The organism is Acidipropionibacterium jensenii DSM 20535 (genome assembly GCF_000425285.1).
In the GTDB taxonomy this organism is placed as follows: domain Bacteria; phylum Actinomycetota; class Actinomycetes; order Propionibacteriales; family Propionibacteriaceae; genus Acidipropionibacterium; species Acidipropionibacterium jensenii.
Window position 1 is genome coordinate 226,898 of the sequence record NZ_AUDD01000001.1, and the last position, 21,377, is coordinate 248,274.

Annotated in this window: 20 protein-coding genes and 3 tRNA genes; 13 read left to right on the plus strand and 10 right to left on the minus strand. The window is 67.7% G+C overall.

The window, feature by feature from the left end; translation table 11 throughout:
• Positions 1–11 precede the first annotated feature (11 nt).
• On the plus strand, positions 12–1,088 hold the full coding sequence (locus tag H590_RS0101025; RefSeq protein ID WP_051238026.1) for a LacI family DNA-binding transcriptional regulator: 1,077 nt from the start codon (positions 12–14) through the stop codon (positions 1,086–1,088).
• Positions 1,089–1,109: 21 nt separating this feature from the next.
• Here the strand turns inward: H590_RS0101025 and H590_RS0101030 are convergent, their stop codons facing one another.
• Positions 1,110–2,438, minus strand: coding sequence for an LCP family protein (locus tag H590_RS0101030; RefSeq protein ID WP_028702088.1), 1,329 nt, complete (start codon positions 2,436–2,438; stop codon positions 1,110–1,112).
• A gap of 842 nt (positions 2,439–3,280) precedes the next feature.
• On the opposite strand from H590_RS0101030, the gene H590_RS0101035 reads away from it, so the two are divergent.
• Together H590_RS0101035 and H590_RS0101040 are read left to right on the plus strand one after the other, a co-directional pair.
• Positions 3,281–3,374 (plus strand) — tRNA-Ser (locus H590_RS0101035).
• A gap of 104 nt (positions 3,375–3,478) precedes the next feature.
• Positions 3,479–3,551 (plus strand) — tRNA-Arg (locus H590_RS0101040).
• On the opposite strand, the gene H590_RS17735 is transcribed toward H590_RS0101040, so the two are convergent.
• The gene (locus tag H590_RS17735; protein ID WP_084149166.1) at positions 3,517–3,891 is read right to left on the minus strand and encodes a hypothetical protein; all 375 of its coding nucleotides are present in this window, start codon (positions 3,889–3,891) and stop codon (positions 3,517–3,519) included. The two genes, H590_RS0101040 and H590_RS17735, sit on opposite strands and share 35 nt — an antisense overlap.
• A 245-nt stretch (positions 3,892–4,136) precedes the next feature.
• Between H590_RS17735 and H590_RS0101045 the strand changes: the two genes are divergently transcribed.
• Entirely contained in the window at positions 4,137–4,859 is a 723-nt protein-coding gene (locus tag H590_RS0101045) for a glycerophosphodiester phosphodiesterase (protein WP_028702089.1), read from the plus strand.
• A gap of 37 nt (positions 4,860–4,896) precedes the next feature.
• On the opposite strand, the gene H590_RS0101050 is transcribed toward H590_RS0101045, so the two are convergent.
• The 3 genes from H590_RS0101050 to H590_RS0101060 form a co-directional block, all read right to left on the minus strand.
• Positions 4,897–6,933 (minus strand): alpha/beta hydrolase family protein, encoded by a 2,037-nt coding sequence (locus H590_RS0101050; protein WP_028702090.1) that lies wholly within the window; start codon positions 6,931–6,933, stop codon positions 4,897–4,899.
• Positions 6,934–6,962: 29 nt separating this feature from the next.
• Positions 6,963–8,846 carry an alpha-amylase family glycosyl hydrolase gene (locus H590_RS0101055; RefSeq protein WP_051238027.1) on the minus strand — a complete coding sequence of 628 codons (1,884 nt, stop codon included), beginning with the start codon at positions 8,844–8,846 and terminating at the stop codon, positions 6,963–6,965.
• A 608-nt stretch (positions 8,847–9,454) separates the two neighbouring features.
• Positions 9,455–9,787 carry a hypothetical protein gene (locus tag H590_RS0101060; RefSeq protein ID WP_028702092.1) on the minus strand — a complete coding sequence of 111 codons (333 nt, stop codon included), beginning with the start codon at positions 9,785–9,787 and terminating at the stop codon, positions 9,455–9,457.
• Positions 9,788–9,865: 78 nt separating this feature from the next.
• Between H590_RS0101060 and H590_RS14160 the strand changes: the two genes are divergently transcribed.
• Together H590_RS14160 and H590_RS0101070 are read left to right on the plus strand one after the other, a co-directional pair.
• A complete protein-coding gene (locus H590_RS14160; RefSeq protein WP_051238028.1) occupies positions 9,866–10,816 on the plus strand; it encodes a LysR family transcriptional regulator in 951 nt (316 codons plus the stop codon).
• 72 nt (positions 10,817–10,888) lie between these two features.
• The gene (locus H590_RS0101070) at positions 10,889–11,410 is read left to right on the plus strand and encodes a YbaK/EbsC family protein (RefSeq protein WP_028702093.1); all 522 of its coding nucleotides are present in this window, start codon (positions 10,889–10,891) and stop codon (positions 11,408–11,410) included.
• A 15-nt stretch (positions 11,411–11,425) separates the two neighbouring features.
• Here H590_RS0101070 and H590_RS0101075 read toward each other — a convergent pair whose 3' ends face one another.
• Both H590_RS0101075 and upp read right to left on the minus strand, forming a co-directional pair.
• Positions 11,426–12,220, minus strand: a complete 795-nt coding sequence (locus H590_RS0101075; protein WP_028702094.1) for an HTD2 family dehydratase — start codon at positions 12,218–12,220, stop codon at positions 11,426–11,428.
• A gap of 49 nt (positions 12,221–12,269) precedes the next feature.
• Complete coding sequence (upp, locus tag H590_RS0101080) at positions 12,270–12,896, minus strand: uracil phosphoribosyltransferase (RefSeq protein WP_028702095.1); 627 nt, start codon at positions 12,894–12,896, stop codon at positions 12,270–12,272.
• Positions 12,897–13,187: 291 nt separating this feature from the next.
• Between upp and H590_RS0101085 the strand changes: the two genes are divergently transcribed.
• The 6 genes from H590_RS0101085 to H590_RS14175 all read left to right on the plus strand — a co-directional run bounded on the left by H590_RS0101085 (position 13,188) and on the right by H590_RS14175 (position 17,357).
• Positions 13,188–13,811, plus strand: coding sequence for a tRNA adenosine deaminase-associated protein (locus tag H590_RS0101085; protein WP_028702096.1), 624 nt, complete (start codon positions 13,188–13,190; stop codon positions 13,809–13,811).
• Between the two features lie 82 nt (positions 13,812–13,893).
• Positions 13,894–14,340, plus strand: a complete 447-nt coding sequence (locus H590_RS0101090) for a nucleoside deaminase (protein ID WP_028702097.1) — start codon at positions 13,894–13,896, stop codon at positions 14,338–14,340.
• A 181-nt stretch (positions 14,341–14,521) separates the two neighbouring features.
• Entirely contained in the window at positions 14,522–15,844 is a 1,323-nt protein-coding gene (locus tag H590_RS14165) for a lipopolysaccharide biosynthesis protein (RefSeq protein WP_414973657.1), read from the plus strand.
• 77 nt (positions 15,845–15,921) lie between these two features.
• Positions 15,922–16,009, plus strand: a tRNA-Ser gene (locus H590_RS0101100).
• A 233-nt stretch (positions 16,010–16,242) separates the two neighbouring features.
• Positions 16,243–16,431, plus strand: a complete 189-nt coding sequence (locus H590_RS18820) for a hypothetical protein (RefSeq protein ID WP_211221173.1) — start codon at positions 16,243–16,245, stop codon at positions 16,429–16,431.
• A gap of 14 nt (positions 16,432–16,445) precedes the next feature.
• Complete coding sequence (locus H590_RS14175; protein WP_051238030.1) at positions 16,446–17,357, plus strand: bifunctional helix-turn-helix transcriptional regulator/GNAT family N-acetyltransferase; 912 nt, start codon at positions 16,446–16,448, stop codon at positions 17,355–17,357.
• Here the strand turns inward: H590_RS14175 and H590_RS0101115 are convergent.
• Positions 17,350–18,192, minus strand: a complete 843-nt coding sequence (locus H590_RS0101115; protein WP_028702098.1) for a hypothetical protein — start codon at positions 18,190–18,192, stop codon at positions 17,350–17,352. The two genes, H590_RS14175 and H590_RS0101115, sit on opposite strands and share 8 nt — an antisense overlap.
• 226 nt (positions 18,193–18,418) lie before the next feature.
• On the opposite strand from H590_RS0101115, the gene H590_RS0101120 reads away from it, so the two are divergent.
• Positions 18,419–18,670 carry a hypothetical protein gene (locus H590_RS0101120; protein ID WP_028702099.1) on the plus strand — a complete coding sequence of 84 codons (252 nt, stop codon included), beginning with the start codon at positions 18,419–18,421 and terminating at the stop codon, positions 18,668–18,670.
• Between the two features lie 27 nt (positions 18,671–18,697).
• On the opposite strand, the gene H590_RS14180 is transcribed toward H590_RS0101120, so the two are convergent.
• The gene (locus tag H590_RS14180) at positions 18,698–20,218 is read right to left on the minus strand and encodes a serine hydrolase domain-containing protein (RefSeq protein ID WP_051238031.1); all 1,521 of its coding nucleotides are present in this window, start codon (positions 20,216–20,218) and stop codon (positions 18,698–18,700) included.
• Positions 20,219–20,436: 218 nt separating this feature from the next.
• Positions 20,437–21,369, minus strand: coding sequence for an ABC transporter substrate-binding protein (locus H590_RS0101130; protein ID WP_028702100.1), 933 nt, complete (start codon positions 21,367–21,369; stop codon positions 20,437–20,439).
• Positions 21,370–21,377: the final 8 nt, after the last annotated feature.

Sequence of the window (21,377 nt, forward strand, 5' to 3'; positions counted from 1 at the left end):
GAGACCCCGAGATGGCCGATGGACGCGGCGGGGTGCCATCGCGGGGAGCGTCCCAGCGAGACGTCGCAGCGGTGGCCGGGGTGTCCCCGCAGACCGTCTCGCGGGTGCTCAACGGCTCCGAGAGGGTGCTTCCGGCGACCCGTGAGAAGGTGCTGCGGGCGATGGAGGCACTGGGCTATGTGCCCAACGGGGCGGCCCGGGCGCTGCGCTACGGACGACACGGCTGCCTGGGTCTGATCAGCACCGACTTCTCGCGCACCGGGGAGGCCAGGACCGTCCAGGCGGTGGTGGACGCCGCCGCCGAGCGGGGCTTCGACACCGTCCTGGGGCAGATCGGCCGTCCGTTGGACGGGATGGGCAGCTCGGAGGCCTTCGAGATCGGGTACCGGTCGTTGCTGGCGCGCACCGGGCTGATGGTCGACGGATTCGTCGTCCAGGGAATCGAACTCGGCCATCCGGAGTCCCTGCCGACGGTCCCGGTGCCGCTGGTGGTGGCCAGCAGCCGGCCGGGACCGTTGACGAGTGTGGGCTGCGGACAGGTCGAGGGGGTGCGGCGGGCGGTGGAGCACCTGCTGGAGCTGGGTCACCGGACGGTGCACTGCGTGGCCGGTCCGGAGAGCTCCCTGCAGGCCGCCGACCGGCTGTGCAGCTGGTACCAGACCCTGGTCGACCACGGTGCCCGGGTGCCCGAGCCGGTGCCCGGAGACTGGGGGAGCGAGTCGGGCTACCGGGCCGCCGACCGGCTGCTGGCCGATCCGGAGCTGACGGCGGTGTTCTGCGTCAACGACGAGATGGCCGCCGGCCTGATGTCGGCCCTGCACGAGCGTGGGTTGCGGATCCCCGAGGATGTCTCGGTGGTCGGCTTCGACGACGTGATGGCCGAGCGGCTGTGGCCGAGGCTGACCACGGTGCGCCAGGACTTCGCCGAGATCGGACGGCGTCTCATCGATGAGCTGCTGCGGCTGATCCACGGGGCGGACGCGGTCGGGCAGGACGCGAGCGGCAGCTCGGTGGCCGAGACCACCCACCTGCTGGTGGACAGTCCGCTCATCATCCGGGACAGCAGCGGGCCTCCCCCGCATGACTGAGTGCGTTCTGGACTGAGTGCGCTACTGGGGCTGCACCGGGTTGTAGGCGCAGACGTCGGTGACCGACTGGCTCACCCTGGTCGGCGTCGGGCTGGAACTGGGGGAGGGAGTCGGGGACGGCTTCGGGGTGGCCGTGGCGGTGCGGCTGGGGCGCGGCGAGGCCGAGGTGACCGGACGATTCCGGTTGCTGACATTGGATGCGTCGGCGATGGCGTCCTTCACCTGGTTGCGCATCAGCGAGTAGTTGGGGTCGAAAGCGACGAAGCCGTTCTTGCCCTGGGTGAAGAGCAGCCGGTTGACATTGGCCCCGCGCATCCGGATCACCAGGGCGACGAAGGCCGGCAGCATCCCCTGCGGGATGTCGGAGATCACCATGTCGCCGGAGGCCGAGGCGATCGCCTCGAACCGGGTGAGGACGGTCTGGGGGCTCACCTGGTCCAGCACCGCCTTGATGAGGCAGGACTGGCGTCCCATCCGGTCGTAGTCGGTGGAGGCCGAGCGGCTGCGGGCGTACCACATCGCGCGGTAGCCGTTGAGGTGCTGATCGGGGCCGATCTCGATGTAGCCGGTCGGCTCCTTGCCCTCGGTGTTGCCGGCGATCGGCAGCCTCTCGTTGACGTTGACGGTCACCCCGCCGACGGCGTCGACGAACTTCTGCAGGCCGTCGATGTCGAGCATCACGAAGTAGTCGATGTTGAGTCCGAGGGCCTCACCGATACCCAGCTTGAGGGCGTCCGCCCCCGGGTAGTCGGTGGCTCCCATGGCGTCCTTGTGGTCATTCTGGACGGTGCTCCACACCGCGTTGGCGAAGAAGTCCGAGTCGTCGCCGTGGCCGTTGCTGAACCCCTTCGGATAGATCTTGTGGAGGGGGGAGTCCTCGGGGAAGGGAAGGGATGCCAGGTTGCGGGGGATCTGGATGATCGTGGTGTTGCCGGTCTGGGTGTCGATCGAGGCCACCATCATGGTGTCGGTGTTCATCTCGCCGTGGGCTCGGTAGTTGCGCGAGGAGGAGTCGTCACCACCGACCAGCAGGACGTTGACCCGGGGCTTCTGGCGCCAGATCTCGTCGACGCTCTGGTTGTAGTCGATGGCGGGCCTGGTGCCCGACCGGGACTCGGAGAAGATCTTGCCCAGGGCGGCCGCCTCGTCGTGGGCGTAGCGTGCCGCGATCGCCATCGGTGCCGCGATTGCCAGGGACAGGGTGCCGACCAGGATCGCCGAGATCCACCGTTGGGTCCTGGTGATCCGGCGGGGCCGGATGTCGAGGTGGGTGACGACGAGCAGACCGACCAGCAGGACGGCGAGCAGCGGGACGCCGATCGAGATGACATTGAGGACCCGGGGCCGCACGGCGACCGAGGCGACCAGGGCCGGGTTCGCGAACCCGGTGAGGACGACTGCGGTGAGGCCGGCCAGTGCCAGGCCGGTCACGACGAGTCCTGCTCGCCGGCGACTGTGGTGGCGACTGGCCCACAGGCCCAGGCCGGGGACCAGGGCGCCCAGCACCGTCCAGAAGGCCGATCGGCGGTACTCTCCCCGCTCCTCGTGACGCGCGGCGCGGGTGGCCTTTCGGCTGTCGGCTGCCGCGTAGCGACCCTCCTGGAACGACTGATCGGAGTCGTCGCGGGTGCGGCGGGCCGAGGAGTCGGCGTCATGGGCCCACCGGTCACTGGCCGAGAGCACGGCCGATCCGTCATCGGTGGCCGCGCGCCGGACCCGGTCCCGATCGCGGGCCGCGCTCGACGGATCGGTCGCCTCGTCCTCCAGATCCTCCGGCCGCATCGCGTGGGTGGGCTCGTAGCTGCCGGTGGCGTCCTCGGACAGACCGCGCCGTGGTCCACCGGCCGCGCGCTCCTGCCGGAGCTCGTTATCGAGTGCGCGCCGACTGAAGACGTGGGTGTCGTCCATCGACTCGGGGTCGTTCATCCACCAGGGGTCGGCGTGGCGTGGAGAGCGAGGGTCACCGCCGGAGTGGGAGTCGACCATGCTCGTCCTCTCGACGACGGATAGTTGCAGACAAGTGTTACTCGTGACGGATGTGGCGGCCGAAGCCGGATCCATGGTAGCCGCGGGCTGTCAACCGATCCTCGTCGACGTGGTCGGGTTGACGGGCGGTGTCGGGCCGCAGGGGTCGGGACGAGGGTCAGAATTGCTGAGCCGCCGGGTTGTCGATAAGGTGGTCCGGCATCCTTGGAGGTGTCGCCTAGTCTGGTCTATGGCGCCCGCCTGCTAAGCGGGTTTGGGACTTAACTCCCATCGCGGGTTCAAATCCCGCCACCTCCGCCAAGGGACGTGACCGTAGATCACGACCCCGTTCTCCGAGCCTGCGGGACCGGAGATTTGATGACTGGCAGCACCTGTTGTACAGTCTCCTATTGCGCGAAGCGCTAGCGCCCGTGGCTTAACGGATAGAGCATCTGACTACGGATCAGAAGGTTGGGGGTTCGAATCCCTCCGGGCGCGCAGGATGAAGGACCCACCCATTCGGGTGGGTCTTTCTGCGTTCGGCGGGCATCAACTGGTTCTCCACGAGCCGGCGGGCCTTCTCCGGGGTCCAGTCGGAGGGGAAGCCGGCCGCTGCCAGGGAGGCGTCGAAGTCCCGGGACAGGGCGGTGTACTGCTCAGCCCGTTGTCGGGCGGTGGCCTCCATCAGGGCCGACCACTGGGACTGGTCGTCGATCTGGCTGGCCAGACCCTTCTCCCCGACCAGTTTGGACAGTTCGCATGCCGCGGCGTCCACTGCAACCCGACTGTTGCGCATCTCCCGCTCGGCGATGAGCAGGCGGGCGTAGGCGGCAACCACGTCAGACGGGAGGTCGGTCCGCGACCTCTTACCCCGGTGTCCACTCAGGCCCCACCACACCACGGCGTGAACCGCCTTCTTGAATTGATGCTGATGCGCACTCGACCGCGAGCCCGTTCGGCAGGTGGCGAAGGCATTGTCTGAGAGAATCATAGGGGAAATCTCACAGATCGACACCAGGGGGGGCTGTGGGATGCTGGAGCCGAGCCGACCCCCGGGAGGCCGGACATCGGTGAGAGGGACATATGCCAGCCATCTTCGCCCACCGCGGGGCCCACAAGAATCTGCCGGAGAACACCATGCCGGCCTTTCAGGAAGCCATCGACGAGGACGCCGACGGCATCGAGCTGGACGTCCAGATGACCAGTGACGGCCACCTGGTGGTCTGCCACGACGAGACCATCGACCGGACCAGTGACGGCACCGGACAGATCGTCGACCACAGCCTCCAGGAGCTGCGGGCGCTGAACTTCGCGGCCGGCAGTGCAGACTGGGAGCCGGCCACCATCCCGCTGCTCGACGAGGTGCTGGATCTGCTGGCTCCCACTGAGGTCGGCCTCAACATCGAGCTGAAGAACAGCGTGGTGCGCTACCGGGGACTCGAGGAGCAGACCGTCGCCGCTGTCAGGGCCCACCGGATGGCCGACCAGGTGGTGCTGTCCAGCTTCAACCACCGCAGCCTGGTCGCCCTCGCCGAGATCGCCCCAAAGATCCGCCGCGGCCTGCTGTACTCCGACGATCTGGCCGACCCCTGGGACTACGCCCACCGGATCGGCGTCCAGGCGGTCCACCCCGGAGGATGGCTGCTGAGGGGCCGCGACGACGTCCCGCGGTTCCATGCCGCCGGGCTCGGGGTGCGGGTGTGGACCCTCGACGACCCCGACCAGATCAGGGAGGCGGCCGCACTGGGGGTCGACGCCGTCATCACCAACGACCCGACCGGAGCCCGGGCCGCCCTGGCGCACTGAGCGCCCGGTCGGGGCCGCCGCTGGCCGGTCAGGCAGGTCAGGCCAGGTGTCGCGACCAGAAGTCCAGGATCGTCTCCAGTCGCTGACGGCGGTGCCAGGGAGTCCCCGAGCGTGACAGCTCGTGGTTCTCGCCGGGGAAGATCAGTAGTTCGGTGTCGACCCCGGCGCGGGTCAACCGGGCGTGGTACTCCAGCCCCTGGGTCATCGGTGCGCGCAGATCCTGCTCGGCGTGGATCACCAGGGTAGGAGTGGTGACCTGCTCGGCCCAGCGCATCGCCGACTGGGCCTCCAACTGCTCACGGGTCGTGCCGTTGTAGCAGTCCGGGTAGTACCAGCCGATGTCCGAGGAGCCGATGAACGAGGCCGGATCCAGGTATCCCCGCTCCACGATGGCACCCCGCCAGCGGTGGTCGTGGCCGATGATCCAGGCCGTGAGGTAGCCGCCGTAGGAGCCGCCCATGATCCCCATCCGATCGCGGTCGAGATCGGGGTGGGCGGCCAGGGCGGCCTCCAGGAAGGCCATCACATCGGCGGCGTCGACGTCGCCGAAGCGGCCGATCAGGGCCCTGCCGTGGTCGCGGCCGTAGCCGGCCGAGCCGCGCGGGTTGCAGGCCACCACCGCGTAGCCGGCCCCAGTCATAGCCTGGAACTCGTCGAAGAAGCTGCCGGTGTACTGGGAGTGCGGTCCGCCGTGGATCATCAGGATCACCGGGTGCGGGCCGGGTCCCTCGGGGGTCAGGACCCAGCCGTGCACCGGGTATCCGTCGGGGGAGGTGGCGGTGAGCTCCCGCGGCAGGGTCACCGGGGAGGCCTCGCGCAGGTCCCGGCCGAAGTCAGTGAGGATCGTGACCCCCTCGGGGCCGACCAGGGCCACCTCGCCGGGGGACTGAGGGGTGACCAGGGTGACGACGGTGTCGTGGGACCCGGGGATCTGGGCGGCTCCCCGGGCGACGGCGTCGACGTCCAGCAGGAGGGTGTCGCGCGGGGCGCTGCCGTCACCATTCGGGCTCACCAGGTGGAGCCGGCCGCAGCCCCGGAAGGACTCGGTGACGAGCACCCCGGCCGGGCCGGGCGCCATCGTCGAGGACAGCCCCAGATCGGTACCGGTGAGGACGGTGATCCCGTCGGCGCCGACCAGCCCGATCTGGGTGTTCGCCGAGACCGGGTCGTTGCCGTCGGGGCCGAGATCGGCGAAGGCGACCAGCAGGTCCGGATCTTCGGGGTCGCCGGCCAGGGTCACCGTGTTCATCGAGGTGCGATGGATCCCCTCGGGGGTCTCGATGGTCTCGGAGCCGGGCACCGCGTCGATCTGGCCGTCGGGGGAGATCCGCACCAGGGAGGTGATCATCGCCGAGTCGGCGGTCTCACGGCAGGCGACCACCGAGCCGTCCGGGCAGATCACCGGACTCGTCCAGTCCGCATGGTCCTCGGTGAGGCTGCGCATCGACGCCATCGCCGCCAGAGAGTCCTCGGGGATGCTGATCGCGCCGCGACCGGCCGGCGGCACCGCGGGCTCGGCCTCGGGATCGGGGACCTCCAGGAGGAAGAGCTGGAGCGGCCGGTCGGTGTACCAGCCGGCTCCCAGACTGTTGTGCCGAAGCTTCAGGCCGGTGAGATGACGCGGGTCTTCATGGCCGGCGTTGATCCCGTTGACGGTGCCGTAGCGACCCGGGTCGGGCACTCGCGCCGAGACCACGATCCGGCGGGAGTCGGGGGACCAGGAGAACTCGTTGACCCCCTGGGTGAAGGAGGTGATGATCCACGGTTCGCCGCCGTCGGCCTCCATCAGAGCCAGCTGGGGGCGGTGGCCCTGGTTGCGGCGCAGGAAAGCGATGAGCAGGCCGTCCGGGGAGACCTTCGGGCTGGTGTCGGCGAAGCCGCGGGTGATCCGCCGGGATCCGGTCCCCGGGGCGGTCGGCCCCGGGCCGGCTCCCAGGGCGATCCGCCACAGCTGGCCGACCCGGTCGTCGGCCTCGAAGTTGGGGTGGGTCATCGAGACGACAGCCCAGGTTCCGTCCGGATGGACCGAGGGGGCGCTCAGGTGGGGAAGAAGACAGATCTGCTCGGGCCTCATGGTGCCGACCCTAGCTTCCCCGCAGCCGCTCAGTCCCGCGACAGGATGGCAACCGAGTAGGGCGGCAGGACCAGGGTGGCGCGGGCCGGCTGGCCGTCGTAGCTCTGGGCCAGGGCCTCGACCTCCTCGGGGACCTCCTCGCCGATGAAATCGGGGGAGTACTGGGTGGCGTCGGAGTCCAGCCGGGTGGTCCAGCGGCCCGGCCAGGGCATCCCGATGGTGTACTCGCCCCAGCTGATGTTGGACAGGTTGACCGCCACCACGACGTCGTCGCCCGGGCCCCCGTCGTACCAGCGGTGGAAGGCGTAGACCTTCGTGTCGTTGTTGTTGTGGAGAGTGGCCACGTGCTGACCACAGAGGCCCTTGGTGAACCCGGCCCGGTTCAGACGCAGGTCGATGAGGTCGGCGTAGAGCCGCACGATCCCGCGGAACTTCTGATCGCGGTGCCAGTCGAGGGGAACGGTGTCGCGGAACCAGCCGTCGGTGAGGAACTCCTGGCCCTGGAAGATCATCGGAACCCCGGGGGCGGTGAAGACCAGGGCCGCTCCCAGGGTGGAGCGCTTCTGGGCGTAGTAGCCGTCGGGGTCGTCGGCGTCGATCTCCTCGGGGACCCGCGCCGATCCGTTGGCCACCTCGTCGTGGGACTCGGTGTAGATCACCCGGGAGAAGGCGTCCCCGTAACTGAACTCGACGGCGTCGCGGATCGCCCCCATGTCGCGGGCCCGGTCGTCGGCGGCGATCACCGCCGCGCGCACCGGATGGACGAAGTGGTTGTCCCACTGGGCGTGGAAGGCGGCCCCGTCCTCGCCGGTGGAGACCACCGGGGGGTAGCCGTGCAGATCCTCGGCGATGACATAACGGGTGGGCTCCAGCTGCCGGATGTCAGTGTTGATCCAGCGCGACAGGCTCCAGCCGTCGGGGATGTTCATCACGGTGGCGTCGACGCTGCGCATGTAGGGGGTCATGTCCAGCCGCAGGCCGTCGGCGTGGTACTCCCGCAGCCACATCATGGCGTTGTCGTGGATGAACTGGCGCACCTCGCCGCGGCCGTAGTCGGGGCGGGTGTCGCCCCACGGGGTGGAGGACCGCCAGTCGTTGTAGAAGTAGATCCCGCCCTTGTCGTTGTCGCTCCAGCCGTCGAACTGCCACAGGTCCAGGTCGGAGGGGCCGAAATGGTTGTAGACGACGTCGATGATGACGGCGATGCCGTGGCTGTGGGCGATCCGCACCAGATCGCGCAGCTTCTCCGGGCCGCCGTAGGCGCTCTCGACGGCGAAGATGTTGGCCGGGTTGTATCCCCAGGAGAAGTCCCCGGCGAACTCGGCCAGGGGCATCAGCTCGATGGCGTTGACCCCCAGGTGGACCAGGTGGCCCATCTTGTCCTCGACATCGTCGAGGGTGGCCGGGTGGTCGTCGCCGGGATCCTCGTCGAAGAAGGTGCCGACATGCATCTCGTAGATGACGAGCTCGTTGAGGGAGGCGATGGTGAAGTCGTCGCCGCGCCAGTCGTAGGCGTCGGGATCGACGATGATGCCGTTGCCGACCGAGCTGGTCACGTGCCGAGCGTAGGGGTCGATGCGGCTGATCAGGCGCCCGTCCTCGGCGTGGATGACGAACCGGTACTCCTGGCCGACGCGGGCTCCAAGGACCTCCCCGTACCAGTAGCCGTTGTGCTCGCTGGTCAGGGTGTGGTCTGCGGTCGGAGGCGCCGCCTTCTCGGCAGTTCGCCTGTCTGTGGGGTTCGCGGGAGTGGTCGGGGGCAGGGCCGACCAGTCGTCGAAGGAGCCGGTGACGTCGACGGCGGTGGCGTGTGGAGCCCACACCCGGAAGGCGGTCCCGCCCTCGAGGATGATCGCGCCCATGCCGCTGGCGTGGCTGTCGTCGGTGGTGGGCCGGGTGTTGTCGGCGCTCATCTGCTCTCCTCCTGGCCACGATCGCGGGATCGGCGCCCGGGTGGAGTCTAGACGGAACGCGATGATCGGTCCTGGGGCGGCATCGAGGGTCCTGACGGACCGCCGCGCCGCTGCATGCCCGAGCTCTGGCCCGGGTACGAGTGACGTATCGGTACCAGCCGTCGTCGGTTGAGCACGTGCACGGTCGACACAATTCGCGACGGAGTGCCGATCAGCCATGCCAGTGCTGCTGCTGCAAGCCCCGTGAGAATCCCCGCTGGAATCGACCATGGGCCGATCAGTGGCGCCAGCCCGCTCACGCTCAGTGCGAAGACGAAATAGCAGGGCAGACATTTCACCATGCCGGTCAGGACAGCTCCTCCGGCACGATTGCCACTCTCGGCGATCACTGCGACAGCCAGGGCCACGCACATCGTGGGGAATGCCCCGACGGCCCCGCCCGCTGTGGGGCCAAGGGCACGGCTCACGCTCATGGTGCCCAGCACGATTGCTGCCGCGGCGCAACAGACAATGATGGTCGTGGTCCGGCGAGGTGGTGCGCTGGTACTCCTACTCACCGGGAGTGGAATCACCACACCTGCCAGCAGAAGCACGATGGCTGTGGCTATTCACAGACCACGAGGGACCATCACAACGACAGCTGACAAGGACACATAGGTTGCCACACCGGCTACCGCTCCGATCCACGGTCCGAGCTTGATCACTGCTAGGCCCGTGACGATGCCGAACGCAACTTGTGCCGTCACGTGAATGGCGGAACTCTCGGCGAGCGCTGCGGTCGTCTTCCACCCTGACTCGACGCCGGTTGCGGCCAGTGTCACAGCGAATGCGGTGGGCAGCGCGGTGATCCACCCCCCGGCCGTGGGCCCCAGGCGCCGCTCGGCAGCGGTTGCGGCAAGCATCATGAGAGCCGCAATGGACGCAGCAATCCACATCATCACGGTGCCCCAGTATCCTCGCGACCGATTGCTCAGAACAAGCGTTGATGGCTGACCTCAAAGCGTCGTAATATCCGACGCATGGAACTGCGCCGACTGATCATGCTGTATCAGCTGTCTCGCAGTGGAACGATCGCTGCGACGGCCGAGGCCCTCTCCTACAGCCATTCGTCGGTGTCCGCGCAGCTGGCTGAACTTGAACGTGAGGTGGGTGCTCCGCTCTTGGAGCGGGCCGGGCGATCCGTGTCGCTCACGCCTGCGGGAGTCATCCTGGCGGCTCATGCGGAGAAGGCCATGGCAGCTGACGAGGCAGCCCTGGCCCAGGTGGCAGCGGTTGGCAACACAACCGGAGGTGACGTTCGCATCACCTTCGTGCAGACGCCGGCGATAGCACTTCTGGCGGGGACGCTGAACCGTTTGGCGCAGGATTCTCCCGAGGTTCACGTCAGTGTCGTACAGGCAGAGACTGCGCCGGCGATGGATGATCTGCGAGCTCATCTCGTCGACCTGGTCGTGGGTATCGAGTACGAACCACTGCCAGTCGGACGTCAGGCCCAGGACGATCGTCACGACCTGCTCAGGGAGAGGATGGTCGTCGGAGTGGCTCCTGGCTGGTGGGCGTCCACAATGCCCAGCTCGGTGGACCTTGTGAGCCTTCGAGACCATGCCTGGGCGACCGGACATCTGGGAACAGGACTGGAGAGTTACCTGCGCAACGTGTGCAACAGAATCGGCGGTTTCGATCCGCGGATCGACCATCGTTCCGATGATGCGCTCATCCTCAGTGCTCTGGTGAGCTCGGGTCGGGCGATTGCACTCCTGCCAGCTCTCTTCGCAGCGCAGGAGCCGGCCATCGTCGGCCTTCCGGTGCGTGGAGTGGATCTCCGGCGGACGATCTTCATTGCGACGAGGAGGTCGGCCCGACAGTCGTCGGCAGTCCGTGCGGTGCGAAAGGCGCTGAGCGAGACGGCTGAGGAGCTCACCCGCAGCCGTGACGATGTGACGATGGTCAGAGCTTCGAGCCGAGGCTGAGCGCATCGCGATGCGGGGCATGCGGTGCCCGGCAGCAGCACTCGGAGGAGGAGCACGGCATATGCTCGGGACATGTTCGACTCCCTTCCCCAGTTCCCCGCCGTCGACCATCCCGAGCTTCTCGGGGAGCCGGTTCGGCGACTCATCGATCTGGTCCCCCAGGCGCGGGTCTTCTCGATCGATCCTGGGTTGTCCGACACCGAGTCCTTGTGCACGGCTTTCGGTGAGCCGGAGTCGACCAGTGGTAACTGCGTCATCGTGCGGGGCCACCGGGGGGCGATCACCCGAACCGTCGCATGCTTGGCGCTGGCCACCACCCGTGTCGATGTGAACAAGCTTGTCCGGAAGCGTCTGGATGTCCGTAAGGCGTCATTCGCGCCGATGGACGAGGCAACCACCGAGTCGGGAATGGAGTACGGAGCCATCACCCCCGTCGGACTGCCTGATGACTGGCCGATCTGGATTGATCCGGCCGTCGCCAGCGCGACAGAGGTGTGCATCGGGGCGGGAACTCGTTCCGCCAAGCTCGTGCTGCCCGGCGAGGCTCTGCTGGCCCTGCCGCACGCCGAGGTGATCGAGGGTCTTGCCCGCTGAGAGCCTTGTCCAGTATCAGATCAAGGTTGCGATGGCGGTCACTGTTCCGTCTGAGCGCCGGACCTCCATACCACCGTCTCGGGTCTGATCGACGGTCATGACGGAGGGTGCGGTGGCTGGGGCGGTGAGCCTGTATGAGAATGTCCGGCCCACGCCATCAACATCCCGGCGGGTGAACTCGTCGGCCAGCCACAGGGCCTGAAGCGGACCGTGAATGACTAGTCCCGGGTGCCCTTCGCGGGTGCAGAAGTCCCTGTCCCAGTGAAGCCGATAGGGATTCGCGGTCAGGCCTGAAAAAGCGACCAGCATGGGTTCGGAGACGTATATCTGGCCCGGACGAAGCTGACCGCCCGGCTCGGTCGGCTGAGTGGTCAACGGGGTATCAGTGACTGACGGTCGAGATGGGGATGGAGCAGTGGTGAACACGTAGTCCTGCTCATCGACGAGTGCTTTCTGGTCCTCCTGGACCCAGGTGGAGGTCAGTGTGACGAGCTGGAACTCGCCGTGGCGGCCCTTCTTGGAGATCACGCTGGAGAACCGGGTTGTTCGGGTGGTTTCGACATCGAGTCGCAACGGCCGCAGCGTGTGAACACGGCCACCAGCGAACATTCTGGTCATCCCGCGGTCGGGGGTCGCCATCCCACCGATCAGAAATCCGTCGCCGTCGAGCAGCCGAGGGTCAACAGGGTCCAGTAGTTGGCACCAGTGCCAACAGAGAGGCACGATTCCGGGCCGGGGAACTCGGTCAAGGAATGCGGCAAGCGGTTCCAGATCCGAGGAGCGGATCACGCCGCCACGTGTGGTCGGCATCCGTCCCGGCGGAAGGTTCTCCGGTGTGTCCTCTCCAGCCATGACAGGCTCACTCGGCCAGACCGTAGAGTCGGTCTCCGGCATCTCCCAGACCCGGGACGATGTAGCCGCGCTCGTTGAGGTGATCGTCGACGGCGGCGACCACCAGGTTGGTGGGCACCCCGAGCTCGTGCACCAGCTCGCGGAAGTGCTCGATGCCCTCGGGGGCGGCGAGGATGCACAGACAGGTGATGTGGTTGGCGCCGCGTCGGACCAGGAACTCGACCGCGCCGCCCAGGGATCCGCCGGTGGCCAGCATCGGGTCGAGGACGAAGCACTGACGGCCGGTGAGGTCGTGCGGCAGTCGCTCGGCGTAGGTCATCGGCTGGAGGGTCTCCTCGTCGCGGGTCATCCCGACGAAGCCGACCTCGGCGCTGGGCATCAGGCGCATCATGCCCTCGAGCATTCCCAGACCGGCACGCATGATCGGCACCACCAGGGGCTTGGGATGGGACAGTGCGACCCCGTGGGCCTCGGCGATCGGGGTCTGCACCGTGGTCGGCTCGACCCGCACATGGCGGGTTGCCTCGTAGGCCAGCAGGGTGACCAGTTCCTCGACGAGATGACGGAACTCCGGGCTGGAGGTGTTGACCGACCTCAGCAGAGTGATCTTGTGTGAGACGAGCGGATGGTCCATGACGTGCAGTTCCACGGGCCCCACCTTCCCACACCGGGAGCCATCGCATGACCACCGGGCCGTGGTTGGGCCGGCAGAACGCCCGGGGCGGGCGATTTCCCGAGCTTTTCGCCCCGCCGGGGTGTGATCGGCCGGCATTGTCTGACACCATGGGTAGGCGATCGGCCAGAGGAGGACGTTGTGTGCCCGTTCAATGACGAGGATGTGGATTCGTTCGACAAGGATCACGCCGAGGCATCGGCGGTCTCCGAGCATGCCGACGATCACGTCAACGACCTCGAGGGCGCCGATCTGCCCGATGAGGACTACGACGATCTGGACGACGACACCGACGACTACGACGACGCCGATGATGACGATGACGAGGATGACTCCGAGGACGACGACGCCGATGACGACGATGATGACGAGGACTACGACGACCTCGACGACCTGGAGGACGCCAGCGACGACGAGATCGACCTGGTGGTGGCCCTCTACAACGACGACGGCGAGCGGATCGCCGTCTCCCTGGACAAGCAGCTCGCCAACGATCTCGATGAACTGATCACCCAGCTGCGCCGACTGCCCGGTGACGCCGGGGTGGTCGGGATGGTCTCCATCGATCATCAGTTCTTCATCATCGTGCGCGCCCGAGGCCGCAATGTCGGGGTCTTCCTGTCTGACGCCGTCCAGGCCAACGACTGGCCGATCGCCCGCGACGTCGCCGACTACCTCGGCGAGGACATCCCCGATCCCGACGAGGACTCCGAGGCGATGGGGGATCTCGGGCTGATGTCCGACGTCGGGATCAGCGAGTTCGACCTGGAGGCCTACGCCGAACTCGACGAGGACTCCGACGAGGTGCTCGCCCGGATCGCCCGGCGGATCAACTACGGTCGCGAGTTCGAGCACGCCTCTCCCTCGATCCGCTGAGGTGACTCGACCCGCTGAGGGGCAGGGGGCATCGGGGGGCGCGGCCGAGCGAGAGGCCCCGATGAGGGGCTGGCGGTCGGCGATGCGTCTGGCCCTGGATCTGGGCGCCCGCGCGCCGAGCTGGGGGGACGTCCCGATCGGTGCGGTGCTGCTGGGCCCCGACGGGTCGGTGGTCTCCAGCGCGGCCAATGAGCGGGAGCGGACCGGGGATCCCACCGCCCATGCCGAGGTGCTCGCCATCCGGCGCGGGGCCGAGCGGATGCGCACTCTCACCGATGAGGGGTGGCGACTGTCGGGATGCACCCTGGTGGTGACCCTGGAGCCCTGCACGATGTGCGCCGGGGCGATCGTCGCGGCGCGAGTCCCCCGTCTGGTGTTCGGCGCCTTCGACCCGAAGGCGGGAGCGGTCGCCTCCCTGTGGGATGTGGTCCGCGACCCGCGGCTCAATCACCGCGTGGAGGTGGTCAGCGGGGTGATGGCCACCGAGTCGGCGGCCCTGCTGAGCGGATTCTTCGGCGAGCGGCGCTGAGCCGCACCGGGAGGGTCCGGGCCCGTCCTATACCGTTGGGCGGGTGAGCAGATCGGGAGAGCAGAGCGCCTCGCAGGCCGGCGAGAGCCGGGAGGAGGCCGCGTCGTCGACTCCCGCGGACAGCCCGAAGCACTTCGTGAGGACCAGAGGATTCCTCGTCCGGCACGAGTTCCTCGCCTCGGTGATGAAGGTGATGACGGGCACCGGGGTGGCCCAGCTGATCGCCATGGTGGCCACCCTGTACGTCACCCACCGGGTGGCGCCGGCCGAGTGGGGGATCTACGCGGCGATCATGGCGGTGGCCCAGTTCGTCATCCCGGTGGCGGCGCTGCGCTACGACATGGCCATTGTGCTTCCCCGCGACGACGGCGAGGCCAAGAGGATCTTCCGGCTGGCGACCCTCATCAACGCCGTGATGTCGGTGCTCGCGATGATCGTGATGATCCCGGTGGGAGGCCTGCTGGCCAATGCCCTGGGGGCCCCTCAGGCGCGCTGGTGGATGCTGGCCGTCGGGCCGATCATCTTCACCTTCGCCGAGCTGGCGATCGTCAACTACTGGGCGAACCGGCGCAAACGGTTCGGCGTCATCGGCACCAATGCCGTGTGGAACCAGTCGGTCACCGCCGGCGGCCGCATCGTGGCGGCCTTCGCCGGACTGGGAGGGTTCGGCCAGCTGGCCGCGACCCTGCTCGGCGAGGTGGCCGCTCTCGGCAACTTCCGCCATCGGCTCGGCAAGGACCTCAAGTCCATCCCGGAGTCCCAGGTTCCGCTGCGGACGCTGCTCCGGCGCTATCTCAAGATGCCGCTGCTCACCGCCCCCAACGCCATCGTCGACGCGCTGCGGCTGCAGGGCATCAACCTGTCCATCGGGCTGTACTTCTCCAGGGCCACCCTGGGTACCTTCAACATGGCCTGGTCGCTCATGCAGGTCCCGGCCTCGGTGATCAACTCGGCGATGTCCCAGGTCTTCTTCCAGCGCCTGTCGGTCACCGACGCCGGTCGGATGTTCAAGAGCGTCCGGTCCTCGGTGGTCCGCTCGGCGATCATCGGGATCGTGCCCTTCGCGGCGCTGTACTTCCTCATCCCGCCGGTGCTGCCGTGGCTGATGGGCGACGCCTACGCGATGTCGGCCAGGATCGCGGTGGCCCTGGTGCCCTGGCTCTACGTGAACTTCATCACCTCGCCGATCTCGAACATGTTCATCGTCACCCGCAACAACGGGGTGGCGCTGGCCTTCGCCAGCGTCTACGCGGCGGTGCCGCTGGCCTATCTGGCGATGACGCACCACGACATCGTGAAGACGATGTACGTGATGTCGCTCATCATGGCCGGGCTGCTGGTGTGTTACATCGGGCTGGCGCTGGTCGTCGCCAGGCGGTTCGACACCAGGCCCCGGCCGGCCGGTGCGGACGGCACCGGTGATGCCGAGGGGACGACCGAGGAGTCGGCGGGGGAACCCAGTTGGGAGTCGGCAGGGGAGTCGGCCAGGAACCTGCGGGACTGACTGTCGGGCCGGCACGGGCGCCGGATCCCGCGCCGCGAAATTGTGTCGGGACGCGGGGGTCCGATATGTTGAGTAACGGTGACGTGTCTGAGCGGCCGAAAGTACCCGCCTCGAAAGCGGGTGTAGCGAGAGCTACCGAGGGTTCAAATCCCTCCGTCACCGCCATGCGGTACCAGCCCCTGACCAGGTGAACTCTTGGTCAGGGGCTTTTTCGTTGCCTCTGGCGCGGTTGCTGGGGTAGGGCCATATAGGCTGATATCGGGTCGTATCTCCCACGTATCTCCCACGGCGGCAGGGGTCATCCTGGTGACCAGGTGCTGTCTTCCTCGGAGAGAGGACAACCGATGAGCACTGTCTCTGTCACCGCCACCCGGTGGGAGCTGGGATGGGAGCTGTGGATGAATGATGATCACGTCACGCAGTCCCGCACCCTTGCCGACGCCGCGCAGCAGGTCCGCGACTACCTCGACACCGAGCATGGCGAAATCGACCACAGTGACTGGACGATCAACGTCGTCGCCGTCGATCAGCCCTCCTGGGTGGGGAGGCCGGGACGGAGCAACCGTTGCCCCTGTCCAGGTGTCTGACTATTGTCAGGTAAGTGGACGATCTGGCGGTGCTCCGGCACTTCAACCGCATCTACACCCAACGCGTGGGCGTTCTGGAGGACTCCTTCCTCGGGATGGGACGGCCGCTGTCGGTCTCCCGGCTGCTCTATGAGATCGGGGCTGTCGACTCCATCGCGGTGGCCGTCCTGAGAGAGATGCTCGGGATGGACTCTGGGCAGTTGGCCCGGACCCTGCGTCGCCTCGAGCGCGAGGGGCTGGTCACCACCACTCCCGATCCAGCGGACCGGAGACGCCGCATCGTCCGCCTCACCGGCGCTGGACGAGAGGTCTGGCAGGAGATGGAGGCTCGCTCGGATCTCAAGGCGAGCGAACTCCTGACACCCCTCACCCCGCATCAGCGACGTCGGCTTCACGACGCTCTGGAGACCGCAGATCTGCTGGTGCGCGCCGCGACGGTCGAGTTCTGCGAGGTGCCCGTCGACGATCCCCGGGCGCGAACCGCCCAGCACGCGTACTTCGCCGAACTGCACGATCGGATGGGATACCAGGATCCCGGACCCGAACCCGTCACCCCCGGTGCCGTCCACCTCGTCGCCTGTTCCGACGGACAGCCCGTCGCCCACGGGGAACTGCGCCCGGAGCCGACCATCCCCGATGCCGGCGAGCTCAAGAGGCTGTGGGTTCATCGCGACTGGCGCGGTGCCGGCCTGGGATCGCGCACCCTGCGCCGCCTTGAGACCCTCGCCCGCGACAGCGGCTACGCACGTCTCTACCTGGACACCAACAGCGCCCTCGCCGAGGCCGTCTCCCTCTACGACCACCTCGGCTACCGGCGCGTCGATCGCTACAACGACAATCCTGACGCCGAGCTGTTCTTCTGCAAGGACCTCATCGGCTCCCGGGACTCCGGGCCGGGGGCCGACACCACTGCGGCGCTCACCTGATCCAGCGCTTGGTGACCGTCAGCCACCGTCTGACACTCTTGTTGGGGCCGAGGTTGTTGAAGGTGTAGAAGTCACCGTTCCGAGCGTCGTCGACCCGGAGCTGAATCCTGTTGTCGGATGACAGTCCGTACGCTCCGTACCGATGCCTCTTCAGGACCCGCCACGTGTCCTTGTGACCGTCCAGCCCCATCGAGGTCAGCGTGTTCCCGCACATGGCCACCGTCCAGACGCCCCGGTCGTCGAGCCCCTGAACCGCCCATACGGCCGTCGCCGTGCACGGGGTCCAGGACGGTGCAAGAGCCGCGACCCTCCCCCGCACCACGGCCGAGGCCCTGCTCGGGGCGCCGTTCCATCTGCCGGCGACGATCCGGTACGAGTACGACCCCACAGCGGCTGGAGCCGTCGTCCTGAAGGTTCCCCGGCCGTTGGCCGCGAGCTTCCCCGAGGCGATCGTGACCCAGGCGCCGGACCGCAGTGCCTGCAGGGAGACGGCCCTACCGGCCCGTGCCGGGGAGGTCACTGCGGTCGCCGTCAGTGTCCGTCGTGGCCCCACCGGGGTTGTCACCGACAGGCTGACCTTCTGGTCGACCGGTCTGACGGTGACCGGTGCGGTGGCCACCGCGGGATGGACCCTGCCCCGGTAGCTGATCGCACCGGCGTAGGAACGCAGGGTGTCCACGGATCCGGTGTGGACGGTGAAGCGGAATCTGCCGGAGGCTGCGGTCCTCCCGGAGAAGATGGTCCGCCAGGAGTTGCCGACCTTCTTCTGGAGGACGACGGGGCGGACGAATGCGGTCGGAACGGAGGAGTAGTAGTTGAACCGCTCCGACCTCATCGGGTTGGCCGGAGAGAGGGACGTGCGCCGAGGGGGTGAGATAGCGGGTGATGTCTGGCTGTTTGTCCCGGTCACCGGAATAGGGGACGTGTCAAGCCTTGTTTCCATTCCTGGTTCGGCAAGACTGGCCATTCACAGCTCCATCCGAAGTCATGGTGCGGTGGTGACCTCACGGGTCGTTCACCCGACATCAGTCTTCAGTCCGCTGGACCCAGAGGAGAACGTGATGGACACGACGCACCAGGACGGCTGCGACCCGCTCGGGGTCGGCCATGGCAGACGTCTGCCGAAGCCTGGTCCGCTGTCGCGAGTCATCGACGCCTCCCTCGACCTGGCCTGGATGGAGGCGGCCGGTCGCACCCTGGAGACCGATGAGGCGCGAGTCCTGGATCTGTGCGACGAACTCTGGAGTGTCCGTGCCGACATCGCACGGTCGATGCGCGAGGCCCGCGACGAGGATGGTCCGCGGGGCCACTGACGAGCCGAGTCAGCCTTCCCGATCGATTCAGCCCAGCAGAGGCCGGTGGTGACGCACCACCAGATCCCGGCCCTCGGGAAGACCCGCCAACTCCGCCCCCAGCGGCTCGACGATGATCCGCTGCACCGGGCGCCGGTCGATGTCCGACAACTCGATCTGGACCTGCAGATCACCGTCCTGACCCGGCAGCCGCCACACCAGATGGGCGGCCGAGGCGCACCACAGCATCCGTGAGGCCAGCGGGGCCGGACTGGCGGTGAGCCCGCCGACCCGACGGACGGCGTCCCTGAACTGCCGGCGTCGCACATCGGCGGGAATGTCGTAGAAGACGTTGGCGGTCAACTGGTCGGCGACCTTGGTGAAGTCTCCGCTGGCGTGCAGCATCGCGTCGACACGGCGGGCCGCCTGGAAGGTCTGCGACCACAGTTTGATCCGGCGCGCCGGCAGATCGAGGCGGTGCAGCACGGTGTCCAGAAGGTCGGCGGCACGGGTCGCGACCGGCTGGCCGTCGGCGGTGGCGTAGGCGACCACCCCGATACCGGAGTCCAGATGCCATCGCATGTTGGCGGCGTATCCGGGCAGCCCCCCGGAGTGCTGGGCGATCGTCCCGAACCGGGCATCCCGTTCCACCATCAGCCCGAGTCCGTACCCGATGGCGTCGTTGCGCGGCGACGTCCAGCGCGGGCCGATGGAGGCGACCGCGGTGTGGATCCGCTGCATCCTGGCCCGGGAGAAGCTCGACAGCACGCTCACCCGCGGTTCGCCGTTCTGACCGCCGCCGAAACCGGACTTCTCGAAGGGTTCGCTCAGCCATCCGGACCATCGCGCGATGTCGTCGACGGTGCTGAACAGGGCGCCGATCGGAGCGGTCGCACCGGAGTCGGCCATCTCCCTCTCCACCCAACTGGCACCCTGGTCAAAGGTCGTGAACCCCTTCGCCAGGGTGTCGCGGTCGCCGTAGTCCTGGGCCCGGTAACGGGTGTCGTCCAGACCCAGCGGGTTGAGCAGTTCGCGTTTCAGGAAGCTCTCGTAGCGTTCGCTGGTGATCACCTCCAGAATGAGCGAGGCGACCGTGAAAGCGATGTTGGAGTACTGGTAGGTCTGTCCCGGCGGCTCGGTGTAATGAAGTCCGCGCTGCAGAAGGGCCACGAACTCCCGGCGCGGAATGTCGAGATTGTGGTCGGACCAGGCATTGTCCTCGGGAAGTCCCGAGCAGTTCGAGATGATCATCTTGACCGTCACGACCTCGCCGATCGGGGTGGCGAAGGCCGGCACGTAACGGCTCACCGGATCGTCGAGATCGAGCTCGCCGCGCTCCACCAGGAGCAGCAGGCAGGCCACCAGGAAGCTCTTGGACATCGACGCGATCCGGAAGACGTCGCCTCGTCCCGGCGCGCTGAAGCCCTCCCGGGCGGCCGACGAGAAGGCGATGACGCCGCTGCGGTCGAAGACCGCAGCGGCCCAGGTCGGTGCGCAGAGGGACCACTGCGGTACCGACTCCTCGACGATCCCCCTGACGATCTCGGAGTCTGCTCCCTCGCTCGACATGTGCGCCCTCTCCAGTGTGTGCCTGCAGCTGCCCGGTGGCTCAGCCACAGGGCCGAACCTAGCCTGACGAAATGCTCCAGACGGCCGGAAGAGGCTCCGGAAACAGAGCGGTTACGCGATTGTCCAGACGGTGTTTCGTGGCACTCGGATGATCGTCACACTCGGCCCCGGAATTGGCCGGACGGTCACCAGACGGTCACCCGGTGGTCGCCCCGGCGTCATCCCAACTTGTTCTGGGCCAGCCACTGCTGGGCGACGGCGGAGGAGTCCTGCTTGTCGATGACGACCTTCTTGACCAGCCCGGCCAGCACCGGGGTGGTGAGCTTGGCCGAGACGGCGTCCAGGCTCCTGGTGAGTGCCGGGGTGGCCTTCGACCGGGTCATCACCGGGACGACGTTCTGGGCGCCGAACAGGTTCTTGGGATCCTGGAGCACCACGAAGTCGTTGACGGCGATGTTGGGATCGGTGGTGTAGAGGTTCGCCACCTGCACCTGGCCGCCCTTGAGGGCCTGAAGGGTGAGGGGACCCCCGACGTCCAGCGGCCGGAACTGCTTGAAGGACAGACCGTAGACGCGCTTGAGCCCCTGGACCCCGTCGACCCGGGTGGCGAACTCCGGGGGAGCGCCCAGCACCAGCTGGGAGGCCTTGCCGGACAGGTCGGCGATCGAGCTGAGACCCAGACTCTGGGCGGTCTTTCTGGTGACCACCATCGAGTCCTTGTTCTGCGCCGAGGCCGGGGTCAGCGAGACGAGCTGGTCCGGCAGGGCCTTCTTCAATGAGGCGTCGGCGGTCCGGGAGTCGGTGATCGCGGCGGTCTTGTCGAGATAGCGGGCCAGATTGCCGGTGTACTCCGGGATGAGGTTGATCTCGCCCTTCTCCAGAGCCGGAAGGTATGTCTCCCGGGAGGCGATGTTGAGTCTGGTGGTCACCTTCGCCCCGGTGTGGCGCAGCGCTCCGGCGTAGATGTCGGCGAGCAGCTCGTTCTCGGGGAAGTTCGCCGAGCCGACGACGATGGTGTCTGAGGCGGCCGAACCCCCCGATCCGGCCGAGCCGGACGAGCCGGAGGCCAGCGGATCCGAGGACGCCCCGCAGCCGGTCAGCACGAGGGCGGTGATGAGGGCGACGGCAGTCGCCAAGATTCTGCGGGACACGGGAGACC

Coding starts and splice junctions, on each gene's coding strand:
- H590_RS0101025 (WP_051238026.1), top strand. CDS start 12: ATGGCCGATGGACGCGGCGGGGTGCCATCGCGGGGAGCGTCCCAGCGA.
- H590_RS0101045 (WP_028702089.1), top strand. CDS start 4,137: ATGCCAGCCATCTTCGCCCACCGCGGGGCCCACAAGAATCTGCCGGAG.
- H590_RS0101050 (WP_028702090.1), bottom strand. CDS start 6,933: ATGAGGCCCGAGCAGATCTGTCTTCTTCCCCACCTGAGCGCCCCCTCG.
- H590_RS0101055 (WP_051238027.1), bottom strand. CDS start 8,846: ATGAGCGCCGACAACACCCGGCCCACCACCGACGACAGCCACGCCAGC.
- H590_RS14160 (WP_051238028.1), top strand. CDS start 9,866: ATGGAACTGCGCCGACTGATCATGCTGTATCAGCTGTCTCGCAGTGGA.
- H590_RS0101070 (WP_028702093.1), top strand. CDS start 10,889: ATGTTCGACTCCCTTCCCCAGTTCCCCGCCGTCGACCATCCCGAGCTT.
- H590_RS0101075 (WP_028702094.1), bottom strand. CDS start 12,220: ATGCCGACCACACGTGGCGGCGTGATCCGCTCCTCGGATCTGGAACCG.
- upp (WP_028702095.1), bottom strand. CDS start 12,896: ATGGACCATCCGCTCGTCTCACACAAGATCACTCTGCTGAGGTCGGTC.
- H590_RS0101090 (WP_028702097.1), top strand. CDS start 13,894: ATGCGTCTGGCCCTGGATCTGGGCGCCCGCGCGCCGAGCTGGGGGGAC.
- H590_RS18820 (WP_211221173.1), top strand. CDS start 16,243: ATGAATGATGATCACGTCACGCAGTCCCGCACCCTTGCCGACGCCGCG.
- H590_RS0101115 (WP_028702098.1), bottom strand. CDS start 18,192: ATGAGGTCGGAGCGGTTCAACTACTACTCCTCCGTTCCGACCGCATTC.
- H590_RS0101120 (WP_028702099.1), top strand. CDS start 18,419: ATGGACACGACGCACCAGGACGGCTGCGACCCGCTCGGGGTCGGCCAT.
- H590_RS14180 (WP_051238031.1), bottom strand. CDS start 20,218: ATGTCGAGCGAGGGAGCAGACTCCGAGATCGTCAGGGGGATCGTCGAG.